The organism is Nocardia sp. CDC160, assembly GCF_035818795.1.
GTDB lineage: Bacteria > Actinomycetota > Actinomycetes > Mycobacteriales > Mycobacteriaceae > Nocardia.
Map to the genome: position 1 here is coordinate 612944 of NZ_JAYKYT010000003.1, position 18536 is coordinate 631479.

Annotated in this window: 16 protein-coding genes, 1 tRNA gene and 2 pseudogenes; 5 read left to right on the forward strand and 14 right to left on the reverse strand. The window is 66.9% G+C overall.

Translation table 11 applies throughout. The features are described from left to right. Window positions 1-32: 32 nt before the first annotated feature. Together VMT40_RS17530 and VMT40_RS17535 are read left to right on the forward strand one after the other, a co-directional pair. Window positions 33-206, forward strand: a pseudogene (locus VMT40_RS17530) (cold-shock protein); the annotation flags it as partial. Between the two features lie 557 nt (window positions 207-763). Beyond that, window positions 764-1975, forward strand: coding sequence for an FAD-dependent oxidoreductase (locus VMT40_RS17535; RefSeq protein ID WP_326359340.1), 1212 nt, complete (start codon window positions 764-766; stop codon window positions 1973-1975). A 68-nt stretch (window positions 1976-2043) separates the two neighbouring features. Here the strand turns inward: VMT40_RS17535 and VMT40_RS17540 are convergent, their stop codons facing one another. From VMT40_RS17540 to VMT40_RS17555, 4 genes are all read right to left on the reverse strand, one after another. Continuing rightward, window positions 2044-2520 (reverse strand): MerR family transcriptional regulator, encoded by a 477-nt coding sequence (locus tag VMT40_RS17540; RefSeq protein WP_326359342.1) that lies wholly within the window; start codon window positions 2518-2520, stop codon window positions 2044-2046. Continuing rightward, entirely contained in the window at window positions 2517-2849 is a 333-nt protein-coding gene (locus VMT40_RS17545) for a hypothetical protein (protein ID WP_326359344.1), read from the reverse strand. Before VMT40_RS17545 ends, VMT40_RS17540 begins: the two co-directional genes overlap by 4 nt. Before the next feature lie 61 nt (window positions 2850-2910). Beyond that, window positions 2911-3876, reverse strand: coding sequence for an MBL fold metallo-hydrolase (locus VMT40_RS17550; RefSeq protein ID WP_326359345.1), 966 nt, complete (start codon window positions 3874-3876; stop codon window positions 2911-2913). A gap of 82 nt (window positions 3877-3958) precedes the next feature. Beyond that, window positions 3959-4537 carry a TetR/AcrR family transcriptional regulator gene (locus VMT40_RS17555; protein WP_326359346.1) on the reverse strand — a complete coding sequence of 193 codons (579 nt, stop codon included), beginning with the start codon at window positions 4535-4537 and terminating at the stop codon, window positions 3959-3961. 309 nt (window positions 4538-4846) lie between these two features. Here VMT40_RS17555 and VMT40_RS17560 point away from each other — a divergent pair, with 309 nt between their 5' ends. After that, a complete protein-coding gene (locus VMT40_RS17560; protein WP_326359347.1) occupies window positions 4847-5854 on the forward strand; it encodes an AraC family transcriptional regulator in 1008 nt (335 codons plus the stop codon). On the opposite strand, the gene VMT40_RS17565 is transcribed toward VMT40_RS17560, so the two are convergent. From VMT40_RS17565 to VMT40_RS17575, 3 genes are all read right to left on the reverse strand, one after another. Further along, complete coding sequence (locus VMT40_RS17565; RefSeq protein WP_326359349.1) at window positions 5851-6303, reverse strand: helix-turn-helix domain-containing protein; 453 nt, start codon at window positions 6301-6303, stop codon at window positions 5851-5853. The two genes, VMT40_RS17560 and VMT40_RS17565, sit on opposite strands and share 4 nt — an antisense overlap. 133 nt (window positions 6304-6436) lie before the next feature. After that, window positions 6437-7300: a hypothetical protein gene (locus VMT40_RS17570; RefSeq protein WP_326359351.1), complete on the reverse strand. Its 864-nt coding sequence runs from the start codon at window positions 7298-7300 to the stop codon at window positions 6437-6439. Between the two features lie 400 nt (window positions 7301-7700). Further along, window positions 7701-8378: an alpha/beta fold hydrolase gene (locus VMT40_RS17575; protein WP_326359353.1), complete on the reverse strand. Its 678-nt coding sequence runs from the start codon at window positions 8376-8378 to the stop codon at window positions 7701-7703. A gap of 288 nt (window positions 8379-8666) precedes the next feature. Between VMT40_RS17575 and VMT40_RS17580 the strand changes: the two are divergent. Continuing rightward, a pseudogene (locus VMT40_RS17580) lies at window positions 8667-9917 on the forward strand (hypothetical protein); the annotation flags it as partial. Between the two features lie 392 nt (window positions 9918-10309). Here the strand turns inward: VMT40_RS17580 and mhpA are convergent. From mhpA to VMT40_RS17605, 5 genes are read right to left on the reverse strand one after another with little or no spacing between them, the layout of a single operon-like run. Continuing rightward, complete coding sequence (gene mhpA, locus VMT40_RS17585; protein ID WP_326359355.1) at window positions 10310-11869, reverse strand: bifunctional 3-(3-hydroxy-phenyl)propionate/3-hydroxycinnamic acid hydroxylase MhpA; 1560 nt, start codon at window positions 11867-11869, stop codon at window positions 10310-10312. Next, window positions 11866-12222, reverse strand: a complete 357-nt coding sequence (locus VMT40_RS17590; protein WP_326359357.1) for a DoxX family protein — start codon at window positions 12220-12222, stop codon at window positions 11866-11868. Before VMT40_RS17590 ends, mhpA begins: the two co-directional genes overlap by 4 nt. Then, a complete protein-coding gene (locus tag VMT40_RS17595; protein WP_326359359.1) occupies window positions 12219-14129 on the reverse strand; it encodes an acyl-CoA synthetase in 1911 nt (636 codons plus the stop codon). Before VMT40_RS17595 ends, VMT40_RS17590 begins: the two co-directional genes overlap by 4 nt. Further along, window positions 14126-15064, reverse strand: coding sequence for a fumarylacetoacetate hydrolase family protein (locus VMT40_RS17600; RefSeq protein ID WP_326359361.1), 939 nt, complete (start codon window positions 15062-15064; stop codon window positions 14126-14128). Before VMT40_RS17600 ends, VMT40_RS17595 begins: the two co-directional genes overlap by 4 nt. Further along, window positions 15061-16194, reverse strand: a complete 1134-nt coding sequence (locus VMT40_RS17605; protein ID WP_326359363.1) for a VOC family protein — start codon at window positions 16192-16194, stop codon at window positions 15061-15063. The genes VMT40_RS17600 and VMT40_RS17605 overlap by 4 nt, the downstream gene beginning before the upstream one ends. A gap of 134 nt (window positions 16195-16328) precedes the next feature. Here VMT40_RS17605 and VMT40_RS17610 point away from each other — a divergent pair, with 134 nt between their 5' ends. Next, on the forward strand, window positions 16329-16988 hold the full coding sequence (locus VMT40_RS17610; RefSeq protein WP_326359365.1) for a TetR/AcrR family transcriptional regulator: 660 nt from the start codon (window positions 16329-16331) through the stop codon (window positions 16986-16988). Window positions 16989-17148: 160 nt separating this feature from the next. Here the strand turns inward: VMT40_RS17610 and VMT40_RS17615 are convergent. Both VMT40_RS17615 and VMT40_RS17620 read right to left on the reverse strand, forming a co-directional pair. Beyond that, a tRNA-Met gene (locus VMT40_RS17615) sits at window positions 17149-17222 on the reverse strand. Between the two features lie 84 nt (window positions 17223-17306). Beyond that, entirely contained in the window at window positions 17307-18536 is a 1230-nt protein-coding gene (locus tag VMT40_RS17620; protein WP_326359367.1) for a cytochrome P450, read from the reverse strand.

Genomic DNA, 18536 nt, shown 5'->3' on the forward strand with positions numbered 1-18536 from the left:
CGACCCAACCGCCCCGCTGGCGCGCCGCACGCGTGGCCTGGTTCGACGCCGCCAAGGGATTCGGATTCCTCACTCCCACAACCGGACCCGCGGTATTCGTGGACTACTCCGTGATCGACACCCCCGGATTCAAGACCCTCAGCGCGGGCCAACCGGTGGTGTTCACCGCCACCGACACCCCGCGTGGGCCCGAGGCAACCCGCGTCATCGCCTACCGCGCCAACGAGAAAACGGCCCAACGCCGACGCGGCACCGAACGCGCGCCACGCCTGCCCCGCCGCTGCATGGCCCGCGCCGCTTGACATTTCACGCACACCCGAAACGGAAAGACCCGTGACCACTGCCATCCCGGAAACCGACCTCACACCCGGTGAAGACATCGATTCGGACCTGTCAGTAGTGCACTGGCCCGAGCCCAGCCACCTCCACCCCTGGTGGGAATCGATCATGCAACCGGCCATGCCCGCCGACCCCGCCACACCCCGATCCCCCGATCCCCGCCACCCCCGAGCCCGCAACCCTCACCTACCCAGAACCCGACCCGCCAGAAGCGCCGCCTACGCCTGACCTGGACGTGCCCCACCGGGAGACCGAACCCGTTGGGGCACTGCGGGCTTGACAGGTGTGGGTTCGGGGATATGGTTGAGGTGGATGTCGAAAGCCACGGCCCGGTAGGTAGTCCGGGTGGCGCGATGCGCTCGTACACACAGTTCTTGTGTCCAGAACATCCCTTTCTGTTGTGAAACCAGAAAAGGGAAGAACTGTGAACAAATCAGCTTTGCGTGTCATCGTGATCGGTGCGGGGCTGGGAGGACTGGCGTTGGCGCAGGGACTGCACCGCGACGGTATTGATGTCGCGGTATATGAGCGCGACGCCTCTCCCACCTCCCGTGCTCAGGGCTATCGGCTGCGAATGAACCCGGACGGGCTCGCCGCACTGGAACAGCTACTGCCGCAACACCTCAACCGATTGGTGTCGGCGACCTGCTCGATTCAGCCTCCGAGTGCGTATTTCGATGATCGGCTCGATCCGATTCCCAGCACCGATCCGGGTCGCGGGGACGAGGGTGGTCGCAATGTGGCGGTCAATCGTTTGACGTTGCGGCAGATCCTGCTGGGCGGGCTCGGCGAGATCGTCTCGTTCGGTCGCGAGTGCACCGGGTACGAGACCCATGCCGACGGCACGGTGACCGCTCGTTTCCGGGACGGCTCGCACACGACCGGTGATGTGCTCGTCGCCGCGGACGGCGTGAATTCACCTGTGCGCCAGCAGTATCTGCCACACGCGCGGGTGATGGACACCGGCGTGCGCACCATCTACGGCCGGTGCCCGCTCACCGAGGCGGCCGTGGCGGCAATCCCCGAGCGTCTGTTCACCCTCTACAGCGGTGTCCTCGGCCCGGACCATCGGCATCTCGGGCTGGCCCCGGTGCAATATCGTCCGCCGGTCCACCGAGCGGTGGCCGAACTCGGCGGCGCCGCGGTGGAGTTCACCGATACCGAGGACTACATGATGTGCTTGTTCTCGGCACCGGCCGAGCTGCTGCCCCTCTCGGACGACGAATTGCATTCCGCGAGTGGGGAACAGCTGCGGGACCTGGTCATGGCCCAGACCCGCGACTGGAGCCCTCGCATCGGCACGATCCTCGAAATGTGGGATCCGGCAACCGTATTCCCACTCACCATTCGATCCACTGTGCCCATCACGCCCTGGCAGACAACCGCCGTCACCCTGCTGGGCGACGCCATACACGCCATGAGCCCGGCCGTGGGCGTCGGGGCCAACACCGCACTGCGGGATGCCGCGCTGCTCGCGACACAGCTGGGCAAGGCCGCCCGCGGCGCCGAGCTCATACCGGCCCTCCGTGACTACGAAACCGCCATGCTCGACTACGGTTTCCAGGCCGTGCGAACCTCGGCGGAGTTCGGACGGCAGCGCATGGGGCAAGCCCCGCTACCGACCGACGCACGGTAGGCCGGTCAGCACGACGAAATCCTGGTAGCCCCACCGCGGTTGGGCTACCAGGAGCGTCACCTTCGCGATCAGGCCCGCCTACTGACCACCGTAGTCGTCGAAGAGTCGCTGGACCGTTCCAGCGCGGACGTGATGTCGGTGGTGAATGGCAAAGGGCAGCAGGGGCTTTCGCTGCACGCGAGGAGGTCATTGCATCCGGCGGCCAGTGCCGCTCGTAGGGTGTCGCGTACGGCGGTCAGTTCTGCGAGCTTGGCGTCGATTTCGGCGAGTTTGGTTGCCGCGCGGGCGTGTAGGCCCGCGTCGGGGCGGCCGTGGGCGTGCGTGGCTGCCAGCAGGTCGGCGACTTCTTCGAGAGTGAACCCGAGGCGTTGACCGGCCTTGATGATCCGCAGGGTGGTCACCGCGTTCTCGGGGTAGAGACGGTGCCCGCCCAGGGATCTGTGCGGTTCGGCGAGCAGTCCACGGCGTTCGTAGTAGCGCAGGGTCTGGATGTTGACCCCGGCGGCCTTGGCGAGTTCGCCGGTGCGCAAGCCCGCGCCCGTCATTTCACCGCTCCGACACGAGTTTCGAGGGCGTCGAGCACATCGATGTGAGTGGCGGGCACGTCGATGTGCATCACCACGCCGGAGTCGGTGGGCTCGAAGGTGAATGTGAAGAACGCGCAGCAGGCGGTTTCGCGAGCGGCTAGATCTCGTCCGAGGGGTTCGGCGGCGGTGTCGATGAGCACGTCCAGGCGGGTACGGTCCGGACGACTGATGAAATGGGCGGCGTCGGTGAAGAACCGGTCGAACTCGGCCACCCGCATGGGCCGCGCGGCGGTCGGCAGGGTGCACGAGTCCGAAACCCAGTCCCCAGACCCGATATTGGGCGTCATGAAGCCACGGTAAACCTGTACCCAGGTACCGAATGCAAGTGATGCGGTGAATCGGGGGCGGTCAGGCAGCGGTGGTCGGGAGTTCGCCGCCGTGCTCGGCGAGCAGTCGGTAGCGGCCGTTCTCCCGGCGGACGGTCCCGGCCGTGGGCTGCGGGAAATGCGTGCCGAGGAGCAGCGCGTCGGTGTCTGCCAGGGAGTCGAGCAGTCGCTCACGGGTGCGGACCGCCTGGGCGGAGTCGATGTCGACGCAACTGTGCACGTGGGGGTGGGACAGCTGCACGGGGTGATGGATGCTGTCGCCGGTGATCAGCGCTGGCCGCTCGCTGCCTCGCAGTTCCACCGCGACCTGCCCCGGGGTGTGGCCCGGAGCCGGAATCAGGAAGACGCCCTGCGCCACCTCGCGCCCCTGCTCGGGCACGTCCACGAGGTCGTACTGCCCCGCGTCTCTAACCGGGGTGACGGAGTCGCGAAACATCTGGCGGCGGGCCTCGTCCAGCTCGGCCCCGGCCCAGCGATCCCATTCGGCGCGACTGGTGAGATAGCGAGCGTTGGGAAAGGTAGGCACCCAATCCTCACCGACGAGGCGGGTATTCCAGCCGACATGATCCGTATGCAAGTGCGTGGTGATCACCAGATCCACGGACTCGGGCGGAAAGCCCACTGCCACCAGACGCTCCAGAAAATCGGTGTCGAGACCGCTCCAAGCCGGATTGGCTCGCGGCTTCGCGTTGCCGATACCGGTATCGACCACGATCCGCAGCCCGCCAGCCTCCACCGCGAAGCTATGGCTTGCCAGACGGGGAACCTCGGCATCGGCGAAGTCCGGCCGCAGCCACGACGCCTCGTCCAACACCTCCTTGGTGGCATCCGGCAACAGCCAGGGCCCCGTCTGCCGCGGCAGTTCGATCTCGTCGACCCGGCGCACAGTGATATCGCCGAGACTCCACCCCGCGCTCGGGAAGGGGGTGGCCCGCCGGGGCGCGGGCATACGGCGGTGTCGGGACGGCAGAGCGGTGGCGTTGGTCATGAAGACCTCCCGAGCTTTAAGGCGAATATTTTGCTTTAAGCACTCTAAGCTCGGACAACCACCGAACGCAAATATTTAGCGTTTAGACAATGGGAGGGAGCGTGGTGCGGCCGAGCGCCGCCGCGACCAAGCGGTCGGTGTAGGCCGCGGACAGGTCCGAGGGGCGGAACAGGATCCGATACATCAGGGGGGCGACGACGACGTCGAGCAGGGTCTCCACGTCGGGCACGGCCTCCCCACGCCCGGCCGCGCGTACGCCGATGGCCTTCAACTGCTCGGCGGCATAGTCGGAGCACCGAGCCCCGTTGCCCTGCTCGGGGTCGCCCAGCAGGGCGTCGCGAATGTACGTGCGGCCCGGCGTCGAGGACATCTCCTCGGCGAACTGCACCGCCCACGCCGCCAGGTCCGCCCGCAGGCTGCCATGGTCCGCCGGGGGGACGTCGGGCCGCAACCGCTCGACGGCCACATCGGACAGCAACTCCCGCAGGTCCCCCCAGCGCCGGTAGACGGTCGACGGCGTAACCCCCGCCCGCGCGGCAATCAAAGGCACACTGAGCCCATCCCGCCCCACCTCCGCCTCGAGATCCCGGACGGCCTGATGCACGGACTGCTGAACGCGGGCACTACGCCCACCGGGTCGCGTAGTCGCTCGAGCACTCATGAGCACAGCTTAACGCGAAGAAGTTGCGTCTACCGATTCGCCACTCCCCGGTGGCGAGCACGCAGGACGGACCGAATCCTGCCCATCACCCTGTCACAGTGGCTCAGATCACCGGACGATCGTCTGGTGCGCTACCCGGGTGCGACCTGCGGCAACCCTTGGTGTGACAGCGGTTTACGTCCGGCTTGACAGCACTGGGGTTCCGTTGACATCTGGTTCCCAGGTCTAGTTGTGGCGATCTAGCGGCTCGGGGCTACCTGAAGGGGATTTCGGCCGATGAACGTGGATTTGCCCACCAGTGCGTTGAGTGTGCAGTTGCTGGCGCAGGTCGCTGCCGAATTCGGAATCAGCAGGGAACGGTTGCTGCGAGGTTCGGGAACCCCCATCGACATCGAGCCGACCGCCGAGATCACCGCGCGGCAGGAGTTCACCGTGGTCCGTAATCTGTTGCGCGAGTGCGGCCATGTCGCAGGGCTCGGCATCGAAGCCGGACGGCGCTACCACGTGTCGGTGCGTGGGCCACTGACGCCAGCAATGCTCGCGAGCCAGTCGCTACGCGAGGTCGTCGGCCTGGTGCTGCCGCATCTCGAGCTCACCTGGACCTATTCACAGGTGACCTTCGACGAAGCCGATGGTTCGGTGATGATGCGCATCGACGGTCGCGATCACCCGGCCGACCTACGGCCGTTTCTGGTCGAGCGCGTCATCGCCGCCGCACAAATCCAAGCCGGTGACCTGCTGGGGCAGCCGTTGCCGTTGACCGGGGTCAGTTTCCGGCATACCGCACCCGCCGATATCTCGCGATACGTCCGGGTACTCGGCGTCGTTCCCGTGTTCGGAGCGTCCGTGGATGCGATGCGGTTCGACGCGCGCTATCTGGATATGCCGCTGCCACAAGCCAATCCACTGGTGCGAGCAAGTTTCGAGGCGGCTGGTCAGCAGCTATTGGCCCAGCGTCGGGCACGCGTCGGCATTGCTGGCGCGGTCCGTAACGAGCTGTCGCGTAACCCTGGAGCCATCCCCGACATCACGGCGGTGGCCGGGGCACTGCGGATGAGTGTGCGCACGCTCTCGCGCCGCCTCGACGACGAGGGTGTGTCGTTCCGCCGTCTGGTCGATGAGGTACGGGCGGCGCGTGCAGAAGAACTGCTGACTGTCGAACGCCTATCGACCGAGCAGGCGGCTCGTCGGCTCGGCTACAGCAAACCTTCCAGTTTCGTCCGGGCGTTCAAACGCTGGCACGGTGTCACTCCGCAGGCCATTGTGCGCCGCTCCGCCCCACGCACGACTGGATGGGCGGGCGGGGCGACGGTCTAGAGATCGGCGACCTCCGGGCGGCCCGGAAGATCCTCGGCAAGCCGTAGCGCATCGGCGATCGTCGCGAGGTACTCCAATGCGGCGGGCGATAGCCCGCTGGCTGTGGACACCAATCGGCGCAGGCTGGGTTGTATCAGGCCGCCCGGGATGTCGATGTCTCCGCTTCCGCAGCCGACCGTGTCGTAGCCGAGAAAGTAGTCGATGGGGACGCCGAAGAATGCGGCCAGCGCCTCGAGCAGCGCGGTGGACGGATTGGTGCGAATGCCGCGGCGCAGTTGCGAGACATAGGCTTTCGAGATCCGGTGGCCCGCAGATGTCAGCCCGGCGGCCAGGTCGGAATTCCGCAGCGCCCTGCCGTGCTTCTCTGCCCAGCGGTCGAACAACAGATTCAGCCGAGCCGCGAACGGTCCGAGGGTTGCTGGTTGTTCCGGATGATCGGTTGCCGCCACGGCTCACTCCTGACGTGGTCGGGTACACGGAGACCGCCGGTGGCGGAAACACCCGATGGGTTCGGCGGCATCATTGCCGCCGAACCCATCTCGCCCCCGGGGCGAGCTCGGCGGCTCGCCCCGGTTACCGCGCTCAGGCCACCGGCTGCGGAAGGCCAAGCAGGTCGGCGGCCATCTGCACGCCGTTCATGACCTGGTCGCCGATCTGCGAGGGCAGAGCCTCGGCGATGGCCGTGGGCGCGGCATCGAGTACCTGAGCGGCGACCGTGGTGACCGGCGCGGCATCCGCGTCGGTGGATGATGTTGCGGCGGTCGGCTGCAACCACTCGTTCGCGTGCTCGTCGGCAGCTCCGAGCGTCATGCCCGCGAGTGCGCCGACCGCCGCACCGATTCCGCCGCCGACGGCCGCACCCGCGGCCGCGCCGAGCGGCACCGCGACCGGCGCACTGGCGGCGGCACCGGTCAAGGCACCCAGCCCGGCACCAACGGTGGAACCAACGGCTCCGCCGATCGCCCCACCGATGAGAGCGCCGGGGATGCAGCCAACAAGAAGGAAAGGCAGGCCGACGAAACAGCCGATGCCGGTACCGACCACGGCACCGTACAGGCCACCGGCGCTACCCACCGTGAAGGCACCCACGATCGCGCCGGGCAGCGTCGCCGCGGCGCCACCCACCACCGCACCGGTCGCCGCGCCGACTCCGAAACCGATGGCCGCGCCACGGGCGGCATAGGCGTGTTCCATATCTTCAGGAGTCGGGTTGGGCTTCATGTTCGCCGGACCGAAAGGCGGAGGCGTCGCGGTGCCATCGTGAATCTCATTTGCCGCGGCCGCGACCGGAGCGATCGGCTGCTCCCAGGACGGCAGGTAGCGCACCATCTGTGCCCCATGGTCGACGGGAGCGGCATTGGCTCCCGGAGTGGCGACAGTCAGGGCGACCGGGATAGCGGCCGCGGCCGCGACAACCGACATGATCGTGGATTTTTTGCCATTCATAGCTTTTCTCTCTTTCCGTGCGGGACTTGTGTTCGCGGAAATTTCCGAAACCACAAATGGCTACTTTGTGGCTAATTCAAAGCTAACAGCGAATTGCGAGGTAAATCCATATACGGTGCGCCTGGTCACAAATGCGAATGATTATGAAAACAGGTCCCTACCAGGAGGTATTCAATATCCGTGTCGTAACATGAGTATCATCTGACCGAAGAGGCGAATTCCTCTCCTGACGCAAAAGGAGAATCTCCGACCGATAAGGCTCAACCGTTATCCAGTTCAGTTAACTGTGAGCTGGCGAGAATGCATCTGGAATTCGACGCATAATCGGCCATGCACGCCAGAAGAGCCCCGAACCCCGAATCGGCGGATTCGGGGTTCGGGGCTCTGCTCGGGAGCTGGATCAGGCCGCGGCGGCGAGGATCACGTCGGCGACCTCCGCGGCATGGGAGACCATCACCGAATGGCTGGAGGCCTCGATGACGGTGGTGTGGGCTCCCATTCGGTCGGCGAGCCACCGCTCGTGCTGCGGGTTGATGATCTGATCGTTGCCCGCCACGACGTACCAGGTCGGGAATTGCTTCCACGCCGGTGGACCGGAGATGTATTCGAAACGTGCGGCGTCGCTGGGGCCTTGGACACAGGCCATGAGTCGCGCCTGCACGGGATCCACGTCGGGAGCGAAGAATTCGACGAACTTGTCCTGAGGCAGCGTCAGTCGGCCTTGCGGATCGACGGCGAAGAACGGCACCGAGGGTGGTGGCGGGAATCGCCCGGCCGCCGACACCACTGTTTCGTCTTCGTCGGGCGCGAAGGCAGCCACGTAGACAAGCGATTTCACGTTGGCGGCACCGTAGGCGGCGTTGGTGATGACGCAGCCGCCGAAGGAGTGACCAACCACCACCACCGGCCCGGCGAGCAGGTCGAGGGCCTGACGCACCTTGACGATATCGTCGGGAATTGAGGACAGCGGCTGCTGGACTGCCACCACATGATGACCGGCGTCCTGCAACGCGGGAATGACCGCGGCCCACGACGAGCCATCGGCGATAGCGCCGTGCACGAGCAAGATATCCACCATGACCGTACCTTCCGGATAGTTGGTCGGATGTGACGGTTGCGGCCGCCAGTCCGATGCCGAGGATTCGCTGGGTCGGCCGGGCCAATTGGAGCTGAAACGAGCATGTCAACGGAATCGCCTGGGTTGTCACGCCATGCGTAACCGACTGTCACAAGGCTGATTTACACAGCTCACAGGCCTATCTCGGCTGGCTGATCGCGCGCGTGATCCGGCTCACGATGACAGTCGGAACCCCTTAGACTGCGAAAGGTGAACCACCGCGAGCAGGGACGCTAGGCCCTCTCTAGGCGTTTGAAGCAACTTCGAAGCAATCATCCGGATCTCAGTCTGCGGATGATCGGGCAGCGTGCTCAGGTCAGCCACACCACCGTTGCTCGCGCCTTCTCGACCGAGGACAACCTGCCCTCCTGGGCGTCGATCGCCGCGATCACCCGGGTGCTCGGCGGGACGGCGAGTGATGTTCAGCCGCTGTGGCAGTGGGCCGCCACCGGCAATCCGCCGACCGCACCGGAACAGGCCGCACGGAAACCGGTGTCCGACGCCGACGTGAAGAGCTCGCGCTGGTTCATCCCGATCTGCCTCGGCCTGGCCACCGCACTACTCAGCCTCGCGACCGTGCACAGTTCGATCCCCGCACGATCGGAGCTCGACCTGTGGATCGGCGATGTCGCGCAAGCGGTATTCATCACCACCGCTACCTTCGCGTTCGGATTCCGGGCGGCCCGCGACAGCGGTCTCGAACGCCGCTGGCTGACCGTCGCCTGCTTCGCCACTGCCTGCTGGAGCCTTGGGACGCTGTATCAGATTCTCGCCCAGGACCTCCGCCACAACGATCGGCAGGGCGTCTCCCCCGCCGATCTCGGCTTCCTGGGCTTCTCCCTGTTGATGATCATCGCGCTGTGGTTACGACTGCGCGGCACGCTCGCCGCCGACGACGTCCGGCGTACCGCAGCGCTCGCGGTGGTGGCCGCACTGTCGATGCCCGCCGCGATCTGGGTGCTGATCCCGCTGCTCCACCTGCACGCCGTCGCGCCCGACATCACGATGATCCGCTCGATCTACCTCTACGTCATCGCCGACGGCGCGATGATCGCCCTAGCCCTCCTCACGAGTACTCGGGGCTACTACGTCACGCAATCACGACTGCTCGCCTTGGCGGCGAATGTGCATTCGGACTCCGCGCTGCTGGCGATCATCCTCGCCAACACCGACGCGCCTGCCGACGGCCTGGTCGCGGGCTCGGAGTTCGGCTTCACCGCCTTCACCATGCTGCTGATCCTGGCTGCCGTGGCCCCCAACGACAGCCGCGTGCGCCGCGACCGCGACCGCGTCATCGTGAACCGGATCATCCAATCGTTCGGCTTGGCCGCCATAGCGGTCTACACCGTCACACTCGCTGTTGCAGGGCTGCCACCGGCGGTCACACCTGTCATCGCCGCCGCCCTGATCCTCATGCTCGTCCTCGCCCTCGCCGTCAGCCTGAACCACCCCGGTGCCGTAGATCGCCGGGGTGATTCGATGCCATCAATCCGTTCGTGACCTGTGGAAACCCTTGGTGTGACAGTGTTTTCCATCTGGGCGTGACACCCGCCTTGTGCCGTTGACAGCCTTCGAGGTCAACCGGGGGGATGCCAAATTCGTTGCTACGAACCTGGATAAGAGTTGAGGGCGGTCCTGGACCTACTGGTCAGGACCGCCCTCTGTAGTAGCGGGGACAGGATTTGAACCTGCGACCTCTGGGTTATGAGCCAACGAGTTGCCGTCCCGGACGCTCCATCGCGTACCGCCATGGGCCATCGGTACAGGTCAGCGCAGCGGGACATTCGATTCCTCCTACCCAGACTTCGACAAGGGGTCTAGCGGTAGCGATCACGCATAATTCCGCTACCTTAACACCGACTCTGACGGCATCGTCATGAGTGCCATTCGCATCAATCAGCGGCTTTCGGGGTTGGCGAGCCGGTCTGCGCCGGACGTGTGCTCGGCGTGAAACTCGGCAGCGACGAGTACAGATCCGACGGAGTTCTTCCGCAGGTCTGCACGGTGCCGTCGGGGCGAACGAGCACGGCGGCGGCGCGCCCGGCGCGGAGCCAGCGGTGCAGTGCGGTGCCCGACATGGCATGCAGCAGCACACCGCCGCGCTGTTCGACGGCGGTCGTGTCCGCCGGTGATGGCGCGGTGGTCGTGATGACGGCGTAGCGCCCGGCGATGAGATCGTCGATCCGACGCCCGTCGGCCATCCGTTCGTTCAGGACGAGTCGTCCGGCCAAGCCTCGCTGCAGCGGCGGCGCGGTAACCAGCGCGGAGCGGTGCAGTGGCGGTGACTCGCCGCTGATGATCGTCTCGGTCAGGCCGGGCAGCCGGTGCAGTCGCGGAGCGAGCAGGCCGCGCAGTCGATTGCCCAGTTCGCCGCCCTCGGTCATGGTCAGGCCCATGAGTTTGGCCAGCCGGATCATCATGTGCGCGTGCGGTTTTCGCTCGGTTTCGTAGGTGGCGAGCACCGATTCCGGTAGCTCGCCGCGCAGCACCCCGGCCAGTTTCCAGCTGAGGTTGGCGGCATCGCGCATGCCCGCGCCCATGCCCTGCCCGATGAATGGCGGGGTGAGATGGGCGGCGTCGCCGAGCAGGAACACCCGTCCTCCACGCCACCGGTCGGCCAGTTGGGCGCGGAAGGTGTACTCCGCCACCCGGACCAGCTCCAAGCCCTCGCGGTCGGCGTCGGCCAGCCACGGGGCCAGCAGCGGCCACAGATGGTCGGGATCACGGTAGTCGTCGGCGGATTCCCCTGGCCGCAAACGGAATTCCCACCGGTGGCGGGTCACGCCGATGCGCATGTAGGTCGCGGCGCGACGCGGGTCGCACACCTGGTGCACGCCGCCCCAGTGCCCGGGATCGATGGTGGTCGCGAGGTCGACGACCAGCCAGCGCTGCTCGAATCGCAAGTCCCGCATGTGTGCGCCGATCGCGGCGCGGACCAGGCTGTTCGCGCCGTCGCAACCCAGCACGTAGCGGGCGCGCACCGACTCGTTCCCACCGGTCGCGCGGTCGTCGAAATCCACTCGGACACAGTCATTCTCGACTGTCAGCCCGGTGACTTCCACACCGCCGCGCAGCGAGACTGCCGGATACCGCGCCAGATTGGCCCGCAACAGCGCCTCCAGCTCCGGCTGGTCGAACAGGTTGGCCTCGGGGAAGCCGTTGCGGCCCCCGGCCGGATCGCGGTCGAATTGCGCCAGCACCCGATGCCGCGGATCCACCAGACGCAACCCCAGGGCGGGCCGGGCGATCGCGTCGAATCCCGCGCCGATGCCGAGAGTTTCGATGATCCGCCGGATCTCACCGTCGAGATGCACCGCGCGCGGCTGCGGATAGACGCCCTCCCACCGCTCGAGGACCAGCGATTCGATGCCGTACTGGGCCAGCAGCGTGGCCGCGGTGAGCCCGGACGGGCCCGCCCCGACGATCACCACCGGAATCGGGGCGGCGTTCATGAGGGCTCACCCACCACCGTGGCGACATAGGCCGCGACGGACACCGCGGTGAGAGCGGCGGGCGCGAGATCGGCTGCGCCGTCACCGTTTCGGAGGTGGCTGGCGATCGCACCGGCCATCAACAGCACCAGTCCGGTCCCCGCCGCCCGGCCGAGCGCAGGGCGGGCCGATCCGAGCAGTAACCCACCGGCCGCGAGGAGTTCGATCGCGCCGATGCCGCGGTAGGCGGTGGTGGAGTACCCGAGATGCGCCGCGCGGTCGCGCATCGGCGCGACCGCCGCGACCTTGGCCGCCCCGAGAGCGAGGAATTCCGCCGCCAGTGCTGCCGTGAGCACCTTCGACACGGTTTTCATTGCCGCACCTCGATTTTCGAGTCGATCGCATAGCGGCCCAGGATCGCTTCGACCCCGTCGCGGTCGGCATCGGAATCGAGTGTGACGGTGGCGGCGATCGTGCCGTCCTCGACGGCGGCGTTGACACCGGCGACGCTGGGGATGTCGGCCAGCGCGTCGAGGAGTTCGCGGCGGGTGGCGTCCGCGCGCAGGCCCAGCTTGTAGGGTTTGCCGACATCGGTCACGGGCAGGGCGTCGAGGATGGTGACCGTCTTGGGCGCGGCGGCGCGCTCGTGCACCCGCTCGGCCGCCCATGCCACCAGTTCGTCCTCGGTCACCTCGGCGCCCGGTGCGACCGTGACATAGGCGACCGGGACCTCACCGGCGTGCACGTCCGGTCGCCCGACCGCCCCGGCCGCAGTGACCTGCGGGTGGCTCAGCAGCGCGTCCTCGATGCTCGCGGGATCGATGTTGTGGCCGCCGCGGATGATGAGATCCTTGGCGCGACCGTGTAAATGGATGAAGCCGTCGTCGTCGAGGTGGGCCAGGTCGCCGGTATTCAGCCAGCCGTCTACCAGGGTGCCCAAGCCGTCGAGGCGGTGGCCGTTTTGGTCGCGGTCGGTGACGTAACCGGCGAAAACCGTTGGGCCACTGATGGTCAGCGTGCCGGTCTGGCCCGCGGGCAGCGGCTCCCAGGTCCCGTCCTCGTTCGTGCGGACGACCGCGACGTGTTGATAGGGCATGCGTTGCCCGACCGCGCCGGGCCGGGGAGCGTCGGGATAACTGCGCGCCGTAGCGCAGGTGGCCTCGGTGAGGCCGTACCCCTCGACCAGCGTGACCCCGGTATGGCGCTGGAAGTTCTCCCGCACCGCGAGCGGCAGGGGCGAGGCGCCGACCATCGCGTAGCGCAGACTCGCGATATCGGCATCGATCGGGCACTGGGCCAGCACCGCGTACACCGTCGGCACCGCGCTCATCGCGGCAATCCGGTAGTGCGCCACGATCTTCCAGAACTCCGCGTACAGCGCGAAGTCCCGGTAGCCCAGCGGACCGGCCCACACCACCGGCTGGCCCCGGAACAACGGTGCGAGCAGGGTGACGACGAGTGCGTTGACGTGGAACAACGGCAGCGCCGCGAAGATCACCGATTCTTCGTCGACCAGCGAGTTGGCGGCGATCATCCACGCGTTGGCGACCTCACCGGAATGCCGGTGCGCGGCCAGCTTCGGCACGCCGGTCGTGCCGCCGGTATGGAACAGGGCCGCCAGGTCCGAGGCCGTCGGCGGCTGTCCGAGAAAGCGGGTCGAATCCTGCTCGGCGGCCAAGGCATCGAGGTAGCCGACCAGGATGTCCGCGATCACCGGCAATTCCGGTGCGGGCTCCGGAGCCTTGGTCGGACGCAGCACCAGCACGGCGTCGACCAGACCGCGTTCAGCCAATTCCCGTGCGCCGTACCAGGAGTCGAGCGAAAGCTCGGGACCGGCGACGATCAGGACCCGAGCACCCGAGCGGCGCAGCAGTTCGGCGATGTGATCGGGCGACAGGCCGCCATTGATCGGCGCGGCGATCCCCGCCAACTGCGCGGCCAGGGTCGCCGGGACCAGCTCCGCGCAATTGGGCGCGATCAGCGCCACCGCATCGGTGCGGCGCACGCCCAGCGTGTGCAGCAGGTTGGCGTACCGGTGGACGTCTTCCAGCAACTGGGAGTAAGTGCGCTGCAAGGGGTCTCGCCAACGTGATGCCTCCGGAAGCACGGTGAGCGCTGTGCGTTCGGGCCACCGTGCCGCCGCGCGGACGAGCAAGGCGTAGGTCGATTCGGGCAGGCCGCGCGCGTCGAGCGGCACCGCTTCGATCGCGGCCAGGTCCTCCGGACCGGCGTACCGGGGCCACAGCAGGTCCTCGGTGCCCAAGGTCGTCGAGTCGGTCATCGGGCGTACCTCACGACATTGCGCTGGCGGCCCAGATCCAGGGCACCGTCGTCGGTGCCGATCGCGGCCTCGACCACGTCCCCGTCCTTCAGGTACTTCGGATTCTTGGCCTGGCCCTGGAAGAACATCTTCCACTTGACCTTCGGCGGCAGCAGCGAGCCGATGATCTCCACCGGCTTGGGCGGGGCGCTGAGCGCGGTGCCGATCGGGGTTCCGGTGAGCAGCAGATCCCCGGCGTCCATGCGCTGGAATCGGGTCAGTGCGCGCAGCGTCTCGACCGGCCGGTAGATCATGTCCGCGACCGTCATGTCCTGCCGCACCTGGCCGTTGACCCACAGCCGCAGCCGCAGATCCCCGAACCGCTTCAGCTCATCGGCGTCCAGCAGCACCAGCGCCGGGCCGACCGGCGTGAAGGTCGGATACGACTTCGCCTCGTAGAACTGGGTTTTCGGCAGCTGGACGTCGCGGGCGGAGACGTCATTGGTGACGACCAGGCCCGCGATGTAGTCGGCGAGGTTCTCCGCGGTGATCTCCGACCCGACCGGCATCTCGCGGCCGAACACGAGGCCGATCTCCACCTCATAGTCGAGCAGGTGCACGTGCGCGGGCCGGATGATGTCGTCGTGGGGTCCGCTGATCGATCCGGATGCCTTGCGGAAGAACGTCAGCGGCACCGTCTCCGGGTCCATGCCCGCGTCCTTTACGTGGGAGGCGAAATTCGTCATCTGCGCCACCACCCGGCACGGCGCGGTCACCGGCGAGACCAGCGAAAGGCTCTCCACCGCAACGACTTCCGCACTCGCGGCCGCACTCGCGATCGCGGCGCGATCGGCCAGCAGTTCCCGAGTGGTGGTCGCCGCCGCATCGATGCGGGCCGCGCCCGCGGGGGTCTGCACCCACCAGGCGTCGGCGGTGCGGAGGATGGATGTGCTCATGAATTGGCCACTTTCATCAGGCCGCGCAGGCGGCGGAGATCGAATTCGTTGTCTTCGCGCAACGCGTCGACGATCGAGCGCAGTTCGCGCAGCGATTCGGTTCCGGGTTTGATGCCGAGGAAGTCCTTGGTCACGGGCGGACCCCACTGCGCCAGGCCGGAAGCGCTCATCGGGGCCCAGCCCGGCTCGAGGGTGCAATCGAACATGTCGCCGTCGCTGAAATGCTCGACCATGAACCCGTCGGGATCGCGCCAGTAGTCGAAGATCTGGCTGCCCTGGATGTGGCGGCCGATCCCCCACGATCGGTGATAACCCTGCTCGCGCAGGTACTCTCCGCCCGCCGCGAGCGCGTCCAGGTCGGCGACCTGATATGCGGAGTGCACGTACCGGTTCGACGGCCCGAGCGTCAACGCGAGCGTGTGATGGTCGGTCGGCACCGAACCCCGGTCGCAGCGAATGAAACTCATGACCGGACCGCGCTCCCGCTGGCCGGGGTAATAGAGGAAGTCGCTGACGATCAGGCCCAGATTCCGCAGATACCAGTCGAGGGTCTCGCGGTATCTCGTCGACTGGACCACCACGTGTCCGAGCCGGCGCACGCGCGCCGGTGCGCGCAGCGGCCGCTGCGTGGCATTCACCCGCGCCACCTCGTGACCGAAGTTGAACACGTGCGGCCGCTGCGTCGGCAAAGCCTCCAGTTCGTGCGTCTCGGCGACCACCCGCACCCGCAGCAGGCTCGGATCCACCAGATCGACGGTCAGCCCGCCCAGCGACTCCGGCAACGGCACGGCGCGCGCCTCGGTCGCGGCGGCCAGGCGCAGCAGATCGGCGGAATCGGCGGCACGAAAGGCCGGACCGACGAAGCGCGAGCGCTCACCCCGCCGAATCAGCACGCAGGGCGCGCCCGGATCGGTCCCACGCAGCTGCAACTCCTCGGCCGTCCGCATCGCGGTCGCGAACCCGAAGGCGTGCGCGAAAACCTCTGCCCGATCCAAGTCGGGCTTCTCGAACTCCAGCCAGGCCAGGTCCAGCACCTTGATCACGGGATTGCGCGCCCGGCCCGGATGCTCACCCGCGCGCGCCCCCTGCTCGCTGTGCAAATCGGTGTGTACATCGTGATGGCCGCTCATCGACCACTCCCTTCCAGGTACTGACGATATCGTCACTTACGAGGGTGACGTCAGTCAATACCCATCTGACGATTCCGTCAAAATTGAATCGAGCGGCTACGATGGTGAGCCTGGACAGCAGGAGAGGTGAATCGATGACCGCGAGCAACGGGTCGGGACCCAACCGCCTGGAACGCCGCAAGGCCCGCACGCGCGCCGCACTGGTCGGCGCGGCGCAATCACTGCTGGCCGAGGGCAAGGTCAATGTGCCGATCCTCGAGATCACCCAGGCGGCCGACGTCGGCATGGGCTCGTTCTACAACCACTTCCAGAGCCGCGAGGAACTGTTCCAGGCCGCCGTCGAGGAGGCGCTCGACCGCCACGGCGCACTACTCGACCTGCTGTGCGAAGACGTCGAGGATCCAGCTCAGGTCTTCGCACAGAGCTTCCGCCTCACCGGCCGCCTGCACCGCCGACACCCAATCCTCAGCAAGGTCCTGCTCAATGACGGCCTCCGCCTGGCGAATTCGGACCGCGGGCTCGCACCCCGCGCCCGGCGCGACATCGAGGCCGCGGCCAAAGCCGGACGCTTCGACATCCACGACCCGGAACTGTCGATGACCATCGTCGCCGGCGCGGCCCTGTGCCTCGGACAGCTACTGCACGACCACCCCGACCGCGACGACGCCGAAGCCGCCGACCAGGTAGCCGAAGACCTACTGCGCATGTTCGGCCTCTCCCCCGAAGAAGCCCATGCGATCTGCCGACGCCCGCTCCCGCAACTGGACCCGCCGCCCGGCGACTCGACCCCATAGCCTCGAGCTCGTCAGCTACGGAAAGCCGCCCAAACCCGAAACCTCATGCACGTCAACGGAACTCGAGATCGAAATGGGGACGATGCCAAATCCGTTGCCACGGACCTCGATAAAAGTTGAGGGCGGTCCTGAACCTACTGGTCAGGACCGCCCTCTGTAGTAGCGGGGACAGGATTTGAACCTGCGACCTCTGGGTTATGAGCCCAGCGAGCTACCGAGCTGCTCCACCCCGCGTCGGAGTGACTACAGCTTACGCAGAGGTTGTTGCTGGGACCTAATCGGCTGGCCAGGCGTGGTTTTCAGGCCGGATTGGTGCGGTTAGTCGGAGTAGGAGACGTGCCAGTGTTTGATGCCGTTGATCCAGCCGGAGCGGAGGCGTTGGGGGGCGGAGAGTTGGCGGAGGGTGGGCATGGTGTCGGCGATGGCGTTGAAGATGAGGTCGAGTTCGAGGCGGGCGAGGTTGGCGCCTATGCAGTAGTGGGTGCCGGTGCCGCCGAAGCCGAGGTGGGGGTTGGGGTTGCGGAGGATGTCGAAGGTGAAGGGGTTGGTGAAGGCGGACTCGTCGAAATTGGCTGAGCTGTAGAACATTCCGACTCGGTCACCGGCGGCGATCGGTTGGCCCGCGAGTTCGGTGTCGCGGGTGGCGGTGCGTTGAAAGGCGGTGACGGGGGTGGCCCAGCGGACGATTTCGTCGGGCGCGGTGCGGGGGCGGTCGGCGCGGTAGAGCTCCCATTGATCGGGGTGGTCGACGAAGGCCTTCATGCCGTGGGAGATGGCGTTGCGGGTGGTCTCGTTGCCCGCGACGGTCAATAGGATCACGAAGAAGCCGAATTCGTCGGAGCCCAGGGCCTCGCCGTCGAGGTCGGCGGTGACCAGGCGGCTGACGATGTCGTCGGCGGGGCAGGCGCGGCGCTGTTCGGCCATGTTCCAGGCGTAGCCGAGGATTTCGGCGGAGGCGACGAGCGGGTCGCCGTATTCCGGGTCGTCGTAGCTGAGCATCTGGTTGGACCAGTCGAACAGGCGGTGGCGGTCTTCCTGCGGGACGCCGAGGAGTTCGGCGATGGCCTGCAGGGGCAGTTCGCAGGCGACCTGTTGGACGAAGTCGCCGCCGCCGGTCTGCTTGGCTTCGTGGACAATTCGTTCGGCGCGCTCGGTCAACGCGGCGCGCAGGCCCTCCACGGCGCGGGGCGTGAAGCCCTTGGAGACGATGCGGCGCGTTCTGGTGTGCTTGGGCGGATCCATGTTCACCAGTGACGCGAGATTGAGCTCCAGCTGCTCGGGTGTGGTGTCGGAGGGCATGCGGATGATCGCGCCATTGCGGTTGGAGGAGAACAGGTCCGGCTGCCGGGAGATTTCGCGAATGTCCTCGTGACGGCTCACCACCCAATAGCCGTTGTCACCGAAAGGTGCTGCCTGCTCGGGTGTTTGAGCGTTCCACCAGACGGGTGCGGTCTTGCGCAGGAGGGTGAATTCCTCGACGGGGCTGCGGGTCGCCCAGAGTTCGGGGTCGGTGAAATCGAATCCGGGCGGCAGTATGGGGTTCGGCAT